The following is an 18,504-nucleotide window of genomic DNA, read 5'->3' on the forward strand; positions in this document are numbered from 1 at the left end:
TCACTGCCATTAAGTTAAGGGCATTTGTCATTCTCGCGAAGGCGGGAATGACAAAACCTTCCTTAACTTAATGGCAGTGTCCCCTCAAGGGGGAGAAAAGATAATCAGTGTTTTACAACAATAGATTAGGGTTGAATCCCTGTCCTTACTGACTTTCCTTTAGGATGAGCAACAAGCGATTCTTTCGCCTTGAGTTTTTTCTCATTTTTATTTATCAAATTATATTCCAAGCTTGCAACAATACGCTCTGCCGCATGGCCGTCACCATAGGGTGAGACGCCACGAGACATGCTTGTATATAAATTTTTATCAGTTAGTAGATGAGTTACAGCAGAAACAATGTTGTTTTTCTCTGTGCCAATTAATAAACCAACACCCTCAGTTAAGATTGCTGGTCTCTCGGTTACATCTCTTAAAACGAGAACAGGCTTAGAAAGGGCTGGACCTTCTTCCTGTACACCACCAGAGTCACTTAAGAGTAATATGGCGCGTTGCATGAGATGTGAAAATTGGTCGTATTTTAATGGGCTTAAAAGATGAATTCTTGGCTTGTCTTTTAATAACTCATGAACAACACGTTGTACATTAGGATTTGGATGGACAGGAAAAACGAAATTAAGATGTGTAAATCGTTCGGTGAGCTCAATGATTGCAGAGCAAATATTATGCAAATTTTCCCCAAAATTCTCGCGGCGATGTGTGGTAACAAGAACAATATTGTCTAAATCCTTCATAAAATCATTAACCTTTCTATGCTCTAAAACCCAGTAAAGGGCATCGATAACTGGATTACCAGTGACAACGACCTTTTCTTGGTTGATATTCTCACGAAGAAGATTCTCTTTCTCTAGCATAGTAGGGGCGAAATGCCAGGTGGAAAGGGGGGCTGCTAATACTCGATTAATTTCCTCAGGAAAGGGCTCATAGATGTTATAAGAGCGAAGGCCCGCTTCTACATGTCCGAAAGGAATGCGATGATAGAAGGCTATTAGCGATGAAATAAAGACTGTTGTGGTATCACCCGCGGCTAATAAGGTATCAAAATGATGTAATTGCAGTAAGTTTTCCAACTTAGTACATAAATTTGCAGTCAACTCACCGAGCGATTGATTAAAGGTCATGATATCCAGATCAGAATCTGGTTCTATACCAAAAAGCTGCAACATATCATCCAAGAGATTTCTATGTTGGGCAGTATTAATGACGATAACTTTTGCCCAAGAGCTTTCTTTTAATTTAAAGATTATCGGAGCCATTTTAATCACTTCAGGCCTGGTGCCAATAATACATCCAATAGTGTATTGCTTCGTGCTTGACATAATTTCCCTTTGGTAATTCTTTCATCCTTAATTGTAGAACATTGCGAGGTACTTGCCTATGTCGTACATAAGTAACGTCAGTTATGTAATCAAAATGTTTAGATTACCGTGTTTCTGTCTACTAATAAGTCATGGCATGGTTATTGCCTTGCTAATAGTAAATTTTTAAATTAATAATAGGGTTAGAGATAATTTTGTAACGTCTTAATAGGTTCAGGACGAAGGGGCCCGGAAGAAGGGACGAGAGCATATTTAGATAAGGCTATAAGAATAATGAGCAAATACGAACTCTCAGTAATACCAGAAATATCAAAAGGTTATGAAAGAATCCTGACAGAGGAAGCAATGGATTTTCTTGCTACCTTAGAACTTGAGTTTCGCCATAAGCGTCAAGAACTCTTAGAGCTCAGGAATGAAAAACAAAAGATCTATGATCAAGGCAAGTTTCCAGATTTTCTAAAAGAAACAGAACATATTCGCAGTTCAAATTGGAAGGCGGCCGAAATCCCTGCCGATTTATTGGATCGTCGAGTTGAAATTACAGGTCCTGTTGACCGTAAAATGATTATTAACGCTTTAAATAGCGGTGCCAAAGTATTTATGGCTGATTTTGAAGATTCTAACTCGCCCACTTGGGATAACTGCATACAAGGACAAATCAATCTTTGCGACGCGGTCGATAAAACAATTAGCTTCCTAAACCCCGAAAATAATAAGGAATACAAGCTTAATCCTAGTTGCGCAACCTTGGTTGTAAGACCACGAGGCTGGCATCTCAGTGAAGCCCATGTGGTCATTAATGGCCAGCCTGTCTCTGCCTCAATTTTCGATTTTGCTCTCTATTTTTTCCATAATGCCAAAAAATTGATTGCACAGGGCAGTGGTCCTTATTTCTATCTGCCAAAAATGGAATCTCATTTAGAAGCCAGATTATGGAATCATATCTTTTCTCGAGCTCAACAACTCCTTGATATTCCACAAGGAACAATCAGAGCAACAGTCTTGATCGAGACAATAAGTGCTGCCTTTGAAATGGATGAGATTATTTTTGAATTAAAGGAACATTCTTCGGGACTCAATTGTGGCCGTTGGGATTATATTTTCAGTTTTATCAAAAAATTTAGGAATCATGCTGACTGTGTCCTGCCTGATCGCCAGGAAGTGACAATGACCAGGCATTTTCTGCAGTCCTATGTTCGTTTATTAATTACAACCTGTCATCGCCGTGGCGTACATGCAATGGGTGGAATGGCCGCGCAAATCCCAATTAAAGGTAATGAGGCGGCAAATAATGCAGCCTTAGAAAAGGTATATGCGGATAAGCTGCGCGAAGCTTCAGCCGGTCATGATGGAACCTGGGTTGCACATCCAGGTCTAATACCGATTGCACTGAAAGCCTTTGATGAACTGATGCCTACTGCAAACCAAATCGATAAGCCCCAACCTGTTTATTCTATAGCCCAAGCTGATTTATTAGAAGTTCCTGATGGATCAATCACTGAGCAGGGTATTAGGAACAATATCAGTGTTGGTGTCCTCTATTTAAATTCTTGGCTTATGGGAAATGGCTGTGTTCCTATCAATAATTTAATGGAAGATGCAGCAACGGCAGAAATTTGCCGTTCTCAACTTTGGCAATGGCTAAAATTTTCCGCAACGCTCAATGATGGGCGCCAGTTGGATAACACTTTATTTAGCAAATTTGCAGACAGCGAATTTACTAAAATAAAAGAAGGTACTGATAAAGAATCATTCGCAAATTCAGCTTACGAAGAGGCGTTTCGCTTATTTGTAGACATGATTAGAAATGAAGAATTTGATGAATTTCTAACTTTACCTGCTTACCTAATGTTAGTTAATAATCACAGGAAGAGATATCATGAACAAAAGCCAGCAAGAACAAATTAATCAATTATCAAAAGATTGGAAATCTAATCTTCGCTGGGCAGGAATTCAGCGTCCGTATAGTGCTGAAGAGGTCGTGAGATTGAGACCGTCCCTTCATATTGAGCACAGCCTTGCGAAATATGGTGCTGAGCGACTATGGGAGATGCTTCAGCAAAACTCTCCTGTGACTGCGCTGGGTTGTTTAAGCGGAAATCAAGCGGTTCAAGCGGTTCAGGCTGGATTAAAAGCAATCTATTGCTCTGGCTGGCAAGTGGCTGGTGACCGCAACTCTGCTGGACAAATGTATCCCGACCAAAGTTTATATCCCGTTGATTCTGTTCCTAATTTAGTGAAATCCATTAATAACGCCTTACAACGTACAGATGAAATCCATCGTCTTGAAGAAGATCAGTCAATCGATTGGTACGCACCCATTGTAGCGGATGCTGAGGCAGGATTTGGCGGTAATTTGAACGCCTTTGAATTAATGAAAGATATGATTCGAGCAGGAGCTGCTGGTGTTCATTTTGAAGACCAACTCTCTTCTGCAAAAAAATGCGGCCATATGGGCGGTAAGGTACTTATCCCTACTTTTGAGGCGGTTCATAAATTAATTGCTGCACGACTTGCTGCTGATGTCTGTGGTGTTCCTACAGTGATAATCGCGCGAACTGACGCTGATTCAGCGACTTTAATAACCAGCGATTTTGATGAGAATGACAAGGTATTTTTAACGGGTAGACGTTCTTCAGAAGGCTTCTATTATGTAAATTGTGGTATAGAGCAAGCAATAAGCAGGGGATTAGCTTATGCACCTTATGCTGATATGATTTGGTGTGAAACATCGAAACCCAATATTGCCGAAGCTCGTCAGTTTGCCCAGGCAATCCATGAGAAATTCCCAGGAAAAACTCTTTGTTATAATTGCTCCCCCTCATTCAATTGGCAGGCCAATCTTAAAGAGCATGATTTAAAAACTTTCCGCGAGCAGTTATATGAGATGGGTTATAAATATCAGTTTATTACCTTAGCCGGTTGGCATAGCCTCAACTTGGGTATGTTTGAAATTGCAAAAGCCTATAATGAAGAAGGAATGTTTGCCTATTCACGCATGCAGCAAAAGGAAATGTCGAAGGAAAGCGAAGGATTTAGGGCAACTAAACATCAAGCCTTCGTTGGTACAGGTTATTTTGATGCCGTGCAAAACACAATCATGCAGGGTGAATCGTCAACAACTGCTTTAAATGGCAGTACTGAGCATGAGCAGTTTCATAATAAGTGAAGTGTAGCCCTCATCCGCCCTTCGGGCATCTTCGCCCCCTGGGGGAGAAGGTGCCCGAAGGGCGGATGAGGGGCTGAGTTGCTCAGCGTGATCGGGTATAGAATCGGCATCCAGGCTGCGGATTTAAGCAAGGGTCAATTTATAGACTATACTCATAGCAGAATTTTCACTAGGAGGTAAATCGTGGCGAAATCGAATACACCTAAATTAAATTTAGAAGATGAAAAAGTTAAAAATGAAACAAAGGAAACCTTAGAACATGCGGAGGCTCTTTACGAGCATGTCAAAGACAAGGCTAGCGAGATGTATGAGGAAGGTAGAAAAACGGTTTGTGATGCCCATGAAAGTATTAAAGATTGCACTGATAGTCTTGTTAAACATGTGCGAGAAAAGCCGATTTCTTCCCTCTTAATTGCTGGCGGAATAGGATTTATTCTTTCTTCTTTGTTAAAAAAATAATGAAATTTTTAGAGCATTTTGAAGGAATATTTTCAAACAAGTATGCCCTTGCTAGAGACCTCTTTAAGCTTTTTAAATTAGAAGCAAAGTTGGCGGGCTTAAATCTGCATCCATTACTAATTGATTTTAGTTTGCTTATAGCCTTTGCTATAACCCTATGGTTCACAGTGATGCTACTGGCCGGTGATTTAGTTTATATCGTCACTAAAAACCCCCTAATAGCTATCCTTGTGATTTTGTTTGTGAATCTTATTGCATTTCTAATACTTGCAAGGGATTTAAAACATCGTTTGCAGCAGATGAGTTTTGCAAGAACTCGGGATTGTATTCGTATACATCAAGAAAGGAGTGAATGTGAACCAGAAGAAGAAAGAGCTGCTGATGTCGATCGCTGAATTGGAAACAAGGATTAAACTGGCAAAAAGCAAGCAACAAACTGACAAACAATACTTTAAAAATCTATGCAAACAGCATCAATTTTTGTTAACTGCCATGTTAATTCCTGCCTTTCTTATTGGCTGGCGTAGCGGTAAAAACTCTCGTGGAAAATACATCGGGCAGCCCATAGTGGACTATGGATTATTAGGTTTATATAAGCTTTTTAATAAGTACAGTAAATTATTGTAAATAAACCCTACTATAATTACAAAAATACGCAAATTCTTCGAGCAGATTTATGGATGAAAAGAATTATGATTTTCGCATCATCATTATTGATGATAACGTTGAAATACATAGAGATTTTATAAAAATTTTAACAAAGCCGCCTCCGAATGAACTCATTGAATTGGAACAAAAGTTATTTAATACACCAGTGATCTATGTTGAAGATCTTATTCTACCCCGTTTTAAAATTGACACGGTCACCCAAGGCAAAGAGGGAATTGAGCTTATTAGCAAAGCGATGACAGAAAAAGAACCCTATTCATTGGCTTTTGTTGATATTCGTATGCCACCAGGCTGGGATGGTATCGAGACTATCAAGAAAATCTGGAAAATAGATCCTGATATTCACGTTGTTATTTGTACAGCCTATTCCGATTACTCATGGGAAGAGACTATCAAGGAATTAGGACATAATGATAATTTCCTGCTGTTAAAGAAACCCTTTGACCATATTGCAGTTCGCCAATTAGCCTATGCCCTAACACGTAAATGGAAACTTATGCGAGAGTCGCGTATTTATACTAAGTCCTTAGAGCAGGCCGTTGAAAAACGAACAGAAGAATTAAAGTATCAAGCAACCCACGATACCCTCACTGGTCTATCAAATAGAGCTCTGCTATACGATAGAATGCAACATGCTATTGCAAGTTGCATACGTCACCGTTTTAGTTTTGCCGTTTTGTTTTTTGATTTGGATCGTTTTAAGCTGGTTAATGATAGTTTAGGACATGCTACTGGTGATCTCTTACTGTCAATTATGGCTCAGCGTTTATCATCTTCAGTCCGTTCTATTGATACCTTGGCTAGGATTGGCGGCGATGAGTTTGTATTAATAATCACCGAACTAAGCGATCCGGAGTATGTTCATATTGTTGCCAACAAGCTGCTTAATGTGATTAAAGAACCTCTAGATATTAGCGGCCACGAACTAAATATTAGTACTAGTATGGGAGTTGCCGTTTATCCGCAAGATGGTCGTGACGCTGAGGAGCTGTTAAAGAATGCTGACTCGGCGATGTATCATGCTAAAAAATTAGGTGGTGACCAATTTCAATTTTATTCAAATGAGATGAATAGCAAGGCTTTGGAGCAATTAGTGCTTGAGTCTGAGCTTTACCAGGCACTTGCCAGGAATGAGTTAACACTCTGGTATCAGCCCCAATTCCACACGGCAGATTGTAAGTTAGAGGCTGTTGAAGCATTAATCCGCTGGAATCATCCAAAGAAAGGCATGCTATTACCGCTCGATTTTATTCCCCTTGCCGAAGAGTCCGGGTTAATTATTCCAATAGGGGAGTGGGTTTTACGAGAGGCATGTCAGCAAAATAAATCCTGGCAAGACAAGGGCTTACCCCACATTAGAATGGCAGTTAATGTGACCTCGCAGCAACTAATGCAGCCTGGCTTTGTGGAAACAGTGAAGAACATCCTCATTGAGACAAAATTAGATGCCAAATATCTTGAATTAGAACTCAGTGAGACAGCGATTGTTAATGAGACAATTAGTCATAAAGTCAATGAGCTTAAGGTCTTAGGTATTGAAATTGCGCTCGATGATTTTGGTACAGGCTATTCAAGCTTGCATCATCTACGAAATCTATCCCTTGACCGGCTAAAAATAGATCAATCATTTATCTATAACATCCAATATAATCGTAACGATGAAGTCATAATTCATGCGATTATAGCTATGGCGCGCAGTTTGAATTTAGATGTTCTTGCTGAGGGGGTGGAAACGCAGAAACAGCTTGAATTTTTGAAAGAACATGATTGTAATCAAATGCAGGGCTTTTATTTTAGTAAACCCGTACCTTCACAGGAAATTGCTAAGCTACTGGCAAATCCTCTTATAGTAACTAGGATAGTTAAGCAGGAGCAAAAAGAAAAATCATGAGAAACCCTGGAATTACGCTGAGCGTTCTCTTGGTAATTTTCGTAGCATCTATTTTTTATTACTCCTATCGTCATACCCTCAAAACAGAGTTCCCTACCTATTTTCAATATAGCGAAGGGGCAGAGGGCTCATTGGCCTCGCTAAACTCTAAACAATCTATGACCAAAGGTTTGTTAAAAAAATGGGATAGCATTATGTTTGATTTAATTAAATCAAACAAAGTTGGTGACGCATCGGCCTCAAGAATCTATGCCTATGTTTATACATCTCAACGTGATGCGGCCTTTTTGTCCTACAATATAAAACATCAATTTATGGGCAGTTTTGATCAGGTTTCCGCAGGTGTTTTATGCTTATTTTTCGTCAATGATTGCGAGAAAATTAAGCTGCAAATTAAAGAAGACGTCTATTCAGAACAATTGGCAACACTTGTATTAGCTAAGGTAAAAGAACGAAGAGAATTAGATAAGAAGCAAGAACATTTGGCGACAGAACTATCTGGTTCTGACTATTGGGCTGGCGTAAGACCCTACTATGGCCAAGAGGTAGGCTCGTGGATGCCTTGGGCTATTAATTCAACCAAGGATTTTTTGGCAGCAAAGCCACCCGCACCTAACAGCCCAGCATGGCAGAGACAACTTCAGGATACAGAGAATGCCTTACACCATATCTCAGCCAAACAAACCAAGGGTGTTGTTTCTTGGGCTGGTAACCCATCAACAATAACACCACCTGGGATCTGGCTAAAGTTTTCTAATGACTATATCGAGTCAGAACAAATCCCCTTAGCTCAGGTTTTATTTGTTCGCTCGGTTCTGGCTATGGGAATGGCGGATGCGGCTATTGCTGTGTTTTATTCCAAATATGTCTATTGGGTGAAGCGTCCTTTTATGTTAAATCCAAAACTGCATACTATAATGCCAACGCCTAACCATCCCAGTTATCCTGCAGGGCACTCTACTATTTCAGCGGCAGCAGCAGCCATTTTGTCTTATTATTTCCCACAAAATAAGCAAGTCTGGTGGAACAAAGCGCAAGAGGCCAGTTCCAGCCGTGTTTGGGGTGGTATTCATTTTCCTATTGATACCGAGGAGGGCTTGAATTTGGGGGAAAAAATTGGCAATGCTGTTATCCAGGCTCAACCGCAATCTATTATGAGTTAGAAAAAAAATGAGTATTCGCTATAAAATTTTTCTAAGCCTTCTGATTGTTGCCCTGCTTTTTATTCCCGTAAATCTTTATTTGCTTACCCGTTATTTGCAAGTAAAACAGAATTTTTTAACTATCGTTGATAAAACTGTTCCAAGGTTCGATGCCTTGCTCACCATGCAGAATATCATTACCCGTATTAATCTTTTTATTACAAATTTTGATAGAGAATTACAAAAGGCCGCAATTAATTCGAATACACCCAATAAAATTGGCGCTGTAAAAGATGAGCTCTTATCTCTGCTTGAAGAATTAGGTGATCAACAAAAGCTCTATCAAAAATATGCCAGTACTTCAAATAGAAATGTGCAGGTGCTTAATCAGCTGCGTGATGATGTTATCTTAACTGCCTTAGATGTTTTTTCTGTAAAAGAGAATGATGCGCCGGAACAAATAGTTGAACAAAGGAAAGTGGTGCTTGAAGCAAAGGGGGCTAAACTCAATGAATTTACCAAGGCCATTCTTTTGCAAGAATCGACAAGCTTAGATGCTGAAAAAGAAAAAACAATTATTGCTTCTGTTGAGCTGCGAAATCTTATTGTATTTTTAAACGCAATTATTATTTTAATCACCCTTGCTCTTAGTTTGTTTCTTATGAGAGTTATTTCAAAACCTATTATTCAACTCAGTGATTTTGCCTCTAACATTGATTATAAAGATCTAAAGCCCCTTTTACCCATCCTTACCAAGGATGAAATTGGACAATTGCAGACCCATTTAAATACAACATTGATTAAGCTAGATAAAGCAAAAGCAAGGCTAATTGAGACTTCACGCTCAGCGGGGATTGCCGAAATTGCGACCTCTATCCTGCACAATATTGGTAATGTATTAAATAGTATTAATACCTCCGTCGCTATACTTTCAGAAAACCACAGGGATTCTCATTTGAACCAGCTGCATAGGCTATTAGAAATTTTGCAAGAAAATAAGACGAGTCTGGATTATTACTTTAACCAGGATGAGCGCGGCAAATTATTTATCCCTTATTTTGAAAAACTTGTTGCTCAATTACAAAATGAAAAGGAGCAGATGCAAGAGGAATTAAAGCATCTCACTAAAAACCTGATCCATGTCAACCAGGTGATTGCAGCACAGCAACTTTCTGGCAAACCCAGTTCGCTTATCGTTGAACCCATTGAGCTGGAAGAGCTAATTGAAGATATAGTGCTTTTGTATGCAAGCCAGCTCCGTAAATTAGATATTAAGGTAGAGCGTATGTATTCAATTACGCCTCTATTTTTATCAACAAGAGCCAAGATTCAGCAAATACTGATCAATCTAATAAAAAACGCCATCGATTCGTTAATGACATCAAAGCTCAAGGAAAGACGTCTAGTGATTAAAACAGAAGAGCTCAACCCTGCGAAAAATATAGGGATTATCGTTAATGACAATGGCATGGGCATTGCAAAAGATGACTTAGAAAAGATTTTCTCCTTTGGCTTTAGTACCAAATTAGAAGGACATGGATACGGCTTACATAATTGCGCTATATTGGCCAATGAATTGGGTGGTAAGCTTTATGTGCAATCTAATGGTCCACAGCAGGGGGCTTCTTTTGTATTAGAGCTTCCTCGGCGCTTTTCGGAAAGTTGAGCAGACAACCTAAAAACATGTTAGCTTAGTTGTTCAGATTGAGGCGAAGTACTTAAATGATTTCCGTATTAGCAATAAACAATTATCGATCCATCTTGGATTTAAAAATGCCTTTAGGGCAGCTCAATGTGATTTCAGGACCTAATGGGAGTGGTAAATCTAATATTTATCGTGCTCTTCGCCTTCTTTCACAAACAGCAAGCGGAGGAGTAATTAAAGCCTTAGCCCAAGAAGGGGGGTTAAACTCGACTTTTTGGGCTGGACCTGAAACCTTGTCTAAGGCGATGCTAAAAGGTGAGGCCGCAATTGAAGGCTCGGTGCGTAAAAAAGTGGTGCGAATGCGGCTAGGCTTTTCAACGCCAGAATTAAGTTATGCTATTTCACTGGGTTTACCTACACCAGCACCAACAATATTTTCATTAGATCCAGAAATTAAACGTGAATGTATTTGGGCTGGCCCTTCCTTTAGGCCGGCGAATTTGCTTGTTGACCGAGTCGGTCCTATAGTCAAAATTCGCTCTTCGCGGACTTGGGAAGTCATTGACCACCATTTAAATGTTTTTGATAGTCTTTTTTCGCAAATTGGCAATATAAAAGAGACACCAGAAATTATATGCCTGCGAGAAACTATTCGTAACTGGCGGTTTTATGATCACTTCCGTAGCGACCGAGATGCTCCCGCTCGCAAAACACAAATTGCTACTCGTACACCTGTATTGAGTAATGAAGGGGATGATTTAGCAGCAGCCTTACAAACCATTAAAGAAATTGGCGATAGTGAGGCACTTGATAAAGCGATTAGTGATGCCTTCCCTGGAGCAAAATTAATTATCACGCAACACAACGGCGGTTATCTTTCTGTAGGGCTTTCTCAGCAAGGACTATTGCGGCCACTTAGTTGTTCTGAGTTATCCGATGGAACTCTACGCTATTTATTATTGGTTGCAGCCTTATTAACACCACGGCCACCGCAGCTATTGATTCTCAATGAACCTGAAACCAGCTTGCACCCAGATCTAATACCTGCCTTAGCTAAACTGATATTGCACGCCTCCGAGAAAACGCAGGTTTGGGTTGTTTCTCATGCAAGTTTACTCATCGATGCTTTAAAACAATACCCAGGATGTCAGCTGATAGAGCTTGAGAAACAAGTCGGACAAACAAAAATTCTTGGACAATCAATGTTAGATCTGCCTTCTTGGTATTGGCCTGATTAGCGGCCTGTAATAGTAAAGGACAAATCTATTCCAAAATCGAATCTCACTATTCGAATAATTCATACAATAATCAGCGAAGCTTAATTTGATTTCAGGATAATGGTAATTAATAACAGAATCCGGAGAGTAATCATGGAAAGCGCGCAAGACTTTGTTAATGCCCTAAGAGAAGGGAAATATTATGAGGCCATGCAATTACTTAATGTTGTTCGTAACCAATACTCTAATATATTGGAAAAAGCTATAGGCGCTGATGAATTAATATCTTTAATTCACTATGAGCTTTGTAAAACAGATTTGGCTAAAAAAGATCTTGAAAAACTACATTTTTTCTCAGAATATCTTCGGGTCACTGGACTTAATCCCCCTGAAGAGTTCGCTTACTCTCTTACAAGTATCAAAGGTGCCTGTCAGTTAGTCCTGAGTATGAAAGAGGATAAAGAATTCCGAGAAACAATACTTTCTTGTAGGATAACGAATAAGCAGGAATATGAATTATTTAATGGAAATAATTCAGCTTTTTCTGAGCTTGTCGTCAGAGCTACGAAACGGCCTCAAAGGCATCTTGATGAGTTGATGAATAGTCAGTTAAATCAGCAAGCTTTACTTAAAAATATTAAGAAAATGAAGCCTTCTGAATCTGCCAATTTTAAAAGGAATATCAAACAAATACAAACCGACATTGAAAAAGCAAATGAGCAATCAAAATTAGAGGAGCAATTACGCGAAAAAAATCGCCCAGTAATTCAGGCCATAATAGAGTACAGAGATTTCTTAAAAGCTAAAATTAAAGAAGAAAGTATTAACAGAGATGATCCCAATTTATCATCAGCACAACGAGGGTTAGTTAATAGAGAGAGAGCATTACAAACCTTCCTTAACAACTACGAATACTTTTTATTGCGGCAGGGCCTAATAGAGGCTGCAAAAGCTGCTTACGATACGTGTTTTGAGAATGAACCAGATTCGGCGGAAATCCTATTTCTTCAAAAGCTAAGTGATGTACCTGTATTTAGCCAATATATGGAGCAAGTAGATGCTCAAGTAGATGCTCGAGAGGAAAATAATCCAGAGCCGTTAGAAGTTGACATTAAAGAAGCAAATAAGCAACCAGAGTTGGATCCGAAAATACTCGAAAAAAATCGCAGACTAATTGAAATCATAGAAGATTACAGCGGTTTTTTGCAGGCTAAAATTGAAAAAGAGGGTATTAACAGAGATGATCAAGATTTATCACCAATACAAGAGAAGTTAGTTAATAGAGCGGAAGCTCTCGAAGCTTTTCTTAGAGTAAGCGAAGAGAGTGCAAATACTAAGCCCTTAATTGCAGATGCAACAAGCGCTTTCAAAACCTGTTTAGCGAACCAACCCGATTGGTCAGAAAGACCCTTTCTCCAAAAACTAACTGATGTACTAAGCTTGGGTATAAAGCCTATATATAGAACATTTTTCTCGCAAGAAGCTAAGCATCTAGCAAAGCTATCCGATGAAGTTGTGGCGCAAAGCCCTAAAATGGGGGGGTAACTTTAATCCTACTATTCTTTGTGTGGATTGAATGGTAATAGGTCACGTCCCTCCTTGTCTCAGCTCTACGTCATCCAGAGCGCAGCGAAGGATCTCCTGAATGTGGCACAGTGTTAATCCCGGAGATCCTTCGCTGCGCTCTGGATGACGTTGCATTAGGGGGTCTATGTAGCCCGGATGTAGCGAAGCGAAATCCGGGAGCAGTGATCAGATTCCCCGGATTTCGCTTCGCTACATCCAGGCTACGGGAAATTAAGAAAGAAAAAAGATTAAAGGCTAATAGTTGATGTATTTTCCTTTTGTTGATGCAGACTTAGCCCTTCGCGAATCATTTGGCTGTACTGAGCATTCGGATAACGCTCTGCAAGCTTAGTCATTGTTAAAAAGACCGCTTCAAGACAATCATAGAACTCAGTATTTGAAGAGAAAGCATAGAGCGGGTTAGTCTCATCAACATCCTCTGAATAAAGCGCATCAAATAATTGTTTATACCAACCTTCATTATTTGACAAAAAACCATCAAAAAAATCGCATAAATTGGGTGGGGTTGTATAAGAAATATAAGAATAAAGCGATGATTGATTAAAATATTTGTGCTGTAGCTTTTTAAAGGCAATTGACTGCACCAATTCTGCTAAAAAACTATAGTTTTCATCATTGATTGGGGCTGCTTCTTTTCTGATTTTTAATTCACTTAGTACTAATTCTGCAAGCTCAGCACGACCATGATCATCAAACTGACAAGATGAGCGTTTAAATTTAACAAAACGACAAGCTTCTGTATAAAGATGAGTAATATATTTTTCAGAGTTTGGATCTAGGGGGTTGCTTAAGCTGCTATTAACAAGTTTTTTAATAAGCGGGTCATTGTTCATATATCGCCAAGCGATATGAATCGCTGTCATCATTGCGCTGCGACCAACTCCAGCATAGCAATGGATATGAATCGGCAGTTCTTTATCTGCATACTCAGACATCAGTAAAATAGTATCAACAATTTGGTCAATACAGCCGGTCAACGCAGTTCTATCTTCCATGGCAAGCACATGATAACGAGAATTCCCCCTATTGGGCTCTAATAACAGGTCCGACCTTGCCAACTCAACAATATCTACACAAGAAACAATTAATGAAGCTTGAGATTGGTTTGCATTAGACATATTGGATAGATAAATTCTGTCGTCAACAATAGTGCTCAAGCTGCCACGATCCGAGCCCATAAAAGCTAAGCTAGCAAAGCCACCGAAACCAACTGAATAAGATTTGAAAAAATATCGCTCAAATTTTGCCCGCATTTTTTAGCCCAACTAAAATCGAAACGGCCTACGATAAGGTATTTTAAGTAAATTGTATATATACCCAAGTAACTTCAAGATGCATGTTACTTGGGTATAATCAGTACCCTGGAAATAGTCTATACTGCAATCAATGAACCATTAGCAGAGATATTGATTATGGATAGAGATAGCGCTTTGTTAGTGAAGGTTTTAATTTTAGGCACAAGTTTAACACTTCCCACAATTAGTTTTTCCTTACCCTACGATCTATGTTCTGATTTGCAGAGCTGTCAGCCCCTGGCAACTAAGGGTGTTCCTGAGGCTCAATTTAATCTCGCTGATATGTATGATGAAGGCTTAAGCGGTGTTGATAAAGACCCCACTAAGGCTGCTGAATGGTATTTGAAGGCTGCAAATCAGGGAAATGTACCGGCAATGATGGGGCTTGGTGATCTCTATTACAACGGTATTGGTGTTCCTAAAGATTTCACTAAGGCTTTGGAGTGGTATCAAAAGGCAGCGGATAAGGGTTCAGCAAAGGGGCAGGAGTATGTCGCTTATGGCTATGAACAAGGGGAGGGTGTTCCTCAGGATTATATTAAGGCCTTTGTCTGGTATACCAAAGCAGCTAATCAAGGCAATGTTACCTCCATGATTGCTTTAGGCGATCTTTACTATAATGGAAATGGAATCGCCAAAGATTACACACAGGCCTTAAAATGGTATCAGCAGGCTGCTGATCTTGGTTCAGCAACAGGCCAGGATCTGGTGGGTTATGCCTATGATCACGGAGAGGGTGTCAAACAGGATTATACCCAGGCAATGATTTGGTATATGAAAGCCGCGACCAGCGGTAATAGCTATGCCTTATATAACATTGGCCATTTATATGAAGATGGGTTAGGAGTAACCACGGACAATGTACAAGCCTATGCCTGGTATTCCGCTGCTGTTGCATCGGCGCCAGGGAATAAAAATTTTCAGCGTGCTAAGGATGATATTTATCCTTTAATTAGTACGGATAAACGGCAGGAAGCAGAAGAAGCTGCGAAAACTTATATTTCCAAATACGTGCATAGTAATTAGCCTAAGATCTATAGACGGGCTTTAATTAATATCTCACAATTGGAACGATCATTTAAAAGGAATTATGTTCATGAAAAAAAGCATGATCTACGCGTTGCTACTTAATGTCCTTTGCCTACAAGCCCAAGCCGCACCAACTGCGGCTATTTCTTGTGACTATAAAATACCCGTTGAAACTGAAAAAGTAGAACAACCTTTGGTTTTAACCTGGGCCGAGAATGCAGCTATTCAATCCTTTGCCTTGAGTGCAGATTCCATCGATAAGCAATTAGAGGCCTTGCAATCCTGTTATACAGAGTTGGGTTGGGCTGAATTTATGAATGCTATGAATAAATCAGGTAATCTTGCAGTTATCAAAAATGAAGGATTGATCGTGCGTAGCCGGCTGGATGGCGAGTCTAATTTAATTCGCACAGATGCTGATCAATGGAAAATTAACTTACCCATAAAGATTGTTTACCAAAAAGATGGTGATGTTGTTGCTCATTATTTAAATGTCTATTTAACTGTGGGTAGAAAAGTGACCGGTGAATTGGGAATCATGCAAATGATTGCTACGCCTCGTTTCTCTCCAACGAAATATACCCCTCTGGAAGTTGCGGTTGAAAAAATTTATTCCTCTTTAGCAGAAATCAATGTTCAGCAAAGTGTGCATCAGCTTATTACCTCTCTTTATTTATCGGATAAAGCACAACCTGAAAAGCTGAGCAAACAGGATTTAAGCTGGAGACAATTTTTACAAGTTTCTGACAAGCTGCTGAGCTATGGCAAGCAATTATCAATCCTAGGCACAGAAGCACAAAGCATCCAAAATAATTTCTTAAATAGAACAAAACCACTAGCTAAACAATATGCTGAAATGAAGCAAAACACCCTTGCTAATTTACAAAGCGAGGCGGTAAATCAATGGGACTTACTACAAAGAAATATGGAAAAATCTGCAAAGGTTAGTCATGAGTTGCTAGTCAATAATTTTGGCAAAAAACAGGAGTTATTTGATAGAACGAATGAGAATCAATGGCATCATCCTAACCAACTAGTAACAGTGGCTTCTCTGGATGGCGATAAGCAACAACTTGCCAGTGTTGTAATCATGAAACAACAGCAGCAACAGCAGCAACAGCGTCAAAAAAACAATCCTTCTACGCCTCCAGCACCAATCAATTGTGACTATAAAATTCCTAGCAGTACTAAGACAATTGGCAATGCTCTTGTGCAAACCTGGGCTGAACATGCTGCAGTGCAATCCTTTATATTTAATGCTGACTCAATCAATATGCAATTGGATAAATTACAAGCTTGCTACACCAATGAGGGATGGAATGAGTTTAAAGAGGCTATGGTTAAGTCTGGCAATATTGTAGCTATTAAGGAAGGTAAAATTATCATGACCAGCCAACTTGCAGGGCAGACTCAGCTAGTTAGTGTAAAAGAAGGGGAATGGAAGGTTAGACTGCCTTTACAAGTCACTTATCAAAACCAAAAAGAACGTGTTGTTCAGGGATTAAATATCGATTTAGTAATAGGCAGAAAACCCTCTGGTGACTTAGGAATTATGCATATTGTCGCTTCTTTGGTTCCGGCGAAGAAATAGAGTCTTCTTGCCTTTTCCGAGACATACGTCATGTCGAACGCAGAGAGACATCTCCTGAATGTGGCACTGTGCTAATCCCGGAGATCCTTCGCTACGCTCCCAAAGACGCACGTCATGTCGAACGTAGAGAGACATCTCCTGAATGTGGCACTGTGCTAGTCCCGGAGATCCTTCGCTACGCTCCCAAAGACGCACGTCATGTCGAACGCAGAGAGACATCTCCTGAATGTGGCACAGTGCTAGTCCCGGAGATCCTTCGCTAGGCTCCCAAAGACGCACGTCATGTCGAACGTAGAGAGACATCTCCTGAATGTGGCACTGTGCTAGTCCAGGAGATCCTTCGCTACGCTCCCAAAGACGCACGTCATGTCGAACGTAGAGAGACATCTCCTGAATGTGGCACTGTGCTAGTTCCGGAGATCCTTCGCTACGCTCCCAAAGACGCACGTCATGTCGAACGTAGAGAGACATCTCCTGAGTGTGGCACAGTGCTAATCCCGGAGATCCCTCTCTATGTTCGGGATGACGCGGGGTCTCCCAATGGGGCTGGGTGCTCAGGATGACAGGCTATGCTAGGATGATAGGGGTTTTCCTGATGTTTATCCCCAGCCCAACACGCCACCCATTAAAACCAAAGCCTCAAATACCAATCCATCAGACTCTTACCCCAAAAAAGTGATGCTAATCCAGCGATACAGAGAAAGGGTCCAAAGGGGATAGGGGTTTCTTTGGTTTTGTCTTGGAGTCTAAGATAAACAATCCCTGTAACAGCGCCTGTAAGCGACGCCAAAAGCAAAATAAAGGGTAATTGAATCCAGCCGAACCATGCACCAAAGGCGGCGAATAATTTGAAATCGCCATTCCCCATTCCTATTTTCCCTCTTATCAAATAATACAATTGAATAAAAAGCCATAAACAGAGATAGGCTCCTGCAGCGCTGAGTACGGCGTCAGGCAAGCTAGTAAATAGGTCTTGCGTATTTGCAATTAATCCAAGCCAAAGCAAGCTTAGGGTCAAGCTGTCAGGCAATAGTTGGTGCTCTAGGTCGATAAAAAAGAGAGGGATTGAGATCCAAATAAACAGTAGGGCAAATAATAGGCTTAGGCTAAAGCCGAAATGCCAGGCAGCAAATAAGGCAAGCAAGCAGCTTATCAATTCTACCAAAGGATATTGGAGGGAAATTCGCTCTTTACATTCGCGACAACGTCCGTGCAACAATAAATAACCTAGTATAGGAATATTAAATCGTGTAGGAATTGTTGTTTTACAAGAAGGGCAAAAGCTGCGAGGGAGAAATAAGTTTACAGCCTTCTCTCTTGGTTCCGGCAAATTGTTAATTTGTGCATAGTCTCTACGAAGATCAGCCTCAAGCATTAGGGGAAGGCGATAAATTATGACATTCAACAGACTGCCAATAGCCAAAGCAAAAAGGGCTAATAGAGCATAGGCTGCAGGTAGGTTAGTTATTTCAAATTGAGCAATCATAGGTT

The 18,504-nt window shown here is 40.1% G+C and carries 15 protein-coding genes; 12 read left to right on the forward strand and 3 right to left on the reverse strand.

Features of this window, described 5'->3' with window-relative positions; genetic code table 11:
- Nucleotides 1–125: 125 nt before the first annotated feature.
- The gene (wecB, locus tag BN1094_RS12700) at nt 126–1,319 is read right to left on the reverse strand and encodes a non-hydrolyzing UDP-N-acetylglucosamine 2-epimerase (RefSeq protein ID WP_081935147.1); all 1,194 of its coding nucleotides are present in this window, start codon (nt 1,317–1,319) and stop codon (nt 126–128) included.
- A 273-nt stretch (nt 1,320–1,592) separates the two neighbouring features.
- Between wecB and aceB the strand changes: the two genes are divergently transcribed.
- The 10 genes from aceB (at nt 1,593) to BN1094_RS12750 (ending at nt 13,056) form a co-directional block, all read left to right on the forward strand.
- Complete coding sequence (gene aceB / locus BN1094_RS12705; RefSeq protein ID WP_043874830.1) at nt 1,593–3,227, forward strand: malate synthase A; 1,635 nt, start codon at nt 1,593–1,595, stop codon at nt 3,225–3,227.
- Entirely contained in the window at nt 3,199–4,488 is a 1,290-nt protein-coding gene (gene aceA / locus BN1094_RS12710) for an isocitrate lyase (RefSeq protein ID WP_043874831.1), read from the forward strand. The genes aceB and aceA overlap by 29 nt, the downstream gene beginning before the upstream one ends.
- A gap of 183 nt (nt 4,489–4,671) precedes the next feature.
- The gene (locus tag BN1094_RS12715) at nt 4,672–4,947 is read left to right on the forward strand and encodes an ElaB/YgaM/YqjD family protein (protein ID WP_043874832.1); all 276 of its coding nucleotides are present in this window, start codon (nt 4,672–4,674) and stop codon (nt 4,945–4,947) included.
- Nucleotides 4,947–5,342, forward strand: a complete 396-nt coding sequence (locus BN1094_RS12720) for a hypothetical protein (RefSeq protein ID WP_043874833.1) — start codon at nt 4,947–4,949, stop codon at nt 5,340–5,342. The genes BN1094_RS12715 and BN1094_RS12720 overlap by 1 nt, the downstream gene beginning before the upstream one ends.
- Nucleotides 5,329–5,574 (forward strand): hypothetical protein, encoded by a 246-nt coding sequence (locus BN1094_RS12725; protein ID WP_043874834.1) that lies wholly within the window; start codon nt 5,329–5,331, stop codon nt 5,572–5,574. The genes BN1094_RS12720 and BN1094_RS12725 overlap by 14 nt, the downstream gene beginning before the upstream one ends.
- A 49-nt stretch (nt 5,575–5,623) precedes the next feature.
- Entirely contained in the window at nt 5,624–7,507 is a 1,884-nt protein-coding gene (locus tag BN1094_RS12730) for an EAL domain-containing protein (protein WP_043874835.1), read from the forward strand.
- Nucleotides 7,504–8,670 carry a vanadium-dependent haloperoxidase gene (locus tag BN1094_RS18905; RefSeq protein ID WP_052403280.1) on the forward strand — a complete coding sequence of 389 codons (1,167 nt, stop codon included), beginning with the start codon at nt 7,504–7,506 and terminating at the stop codon, nt 8,668–8,670. Before BN1094_RS12730 ends, BN1094_RS18905 begins: the two co-directional genes overlap by 4 nt.
- A 7-nt stretch (nt 8,671–8,677) precedes the next feature.
- On the forward strand, nt 8,678–10,315 hold the full coding sequence (locus BN1094_RS18910; protein WP_052403281.1) for a sensor histidine kinase: 1,638 nt from the start codon (nt 8,678–8,680) through the stop codon (nt 10,313–10,315).
- Nucleotides 10,316–10,371: 56 nt separating this feature from the next.
- Nucleotides 10,372–11,532: an AAA family ATPase gene (locus BN1094_RS12745; RefSeq protein ID WP_043874836.1), complete on the forward strand. Its 1,161-nt coding sequence runs from the start codon at nt 10,372–10,374 to the stop codon at nt 11,530–11,532.
- Nucleotides 11,533–11,664: 132 nt separating this feature from the next.
- Entirely contained in the window at nt 11,665–13,056 is a 1,392-nt protein-coding gene (locus BN1094_RS12750) for a hypothetical protein (RefSeq protein WP_043874837.1), read from the forward strand.
- Between the two features lie 269 nt (nt 13,057–13,325).
- Here the strand turns inward: BN1094_RS12750 and BN1094_RS12755 are convergent, their stop codons facing one another.
- A complete protein-coding gene (locus tag BN1094_RS12755) occupies nt 13,326–14,351 on the reverse strand; it encodes a protein-tyrosine phosphatase family protein (RefSeq protein ID WP_043874838.1) in 1,026 nt (341 codons plus the stop codon).
- A gap of 90 nt (nt 14,352–14,441) precedes the next feature.
- On the opposite strand from BN1094_RS12755, the gene BN1094_RS12760 reads away from it, so the two are divergent.
- Nucleotides 14,442–15,419, forward strand: coding sequence for an SEL1-like repeat protein (locus BN1094_RS12760; protein WP_052403282.1), 978 nt, complete (start codon nt 14,442–14,444; stop codon nt 15,417–15,419).
- A gap of 70 nt (nt 15,420–15,489) precedes the next feature.
- Nucleotides 15,490–17,013 (forward strand): DotI/IcmL family type IV secretion protein, encoded by a 1,524-nt coding sequence (locus BN1094_RS18915; RefSeq protein ID WP_052403283.1) that lies wholly within the window; start codon nt 15,490–15,492, stop codon nt 17,011–17,013.
- Nucleotides 17,014–17,638: 625 nt separating this feature from the next.
- Here the strand turns inward: BN1094_RS18915 and BN1094_RS12775 are convergent.
- Nucleotides 17,639–18,499 (reverse strand): prepilin peptidase, encoded by an 861-nt coding sequence (locus tag BN1094_RS12775; RefSeq protein WP_043874839.1) that lies wholly within the window; start codon nt 18,497–18,499, stop codon nt 17,639–17,641.
- Between the last annotated feature and the right edge of the window lie 5 nt (nt 18,500–18,504).

The organism is Legionella massiliensis (assembly GCF_000756815.1).
Taxonomy (GTDB): domain Bacteria; phylum Pseudomonadota; class Gammaproteobacteria; order Legionellales; family Legionellaceae; genus Tatlockia; species Tatlockia massiliensis.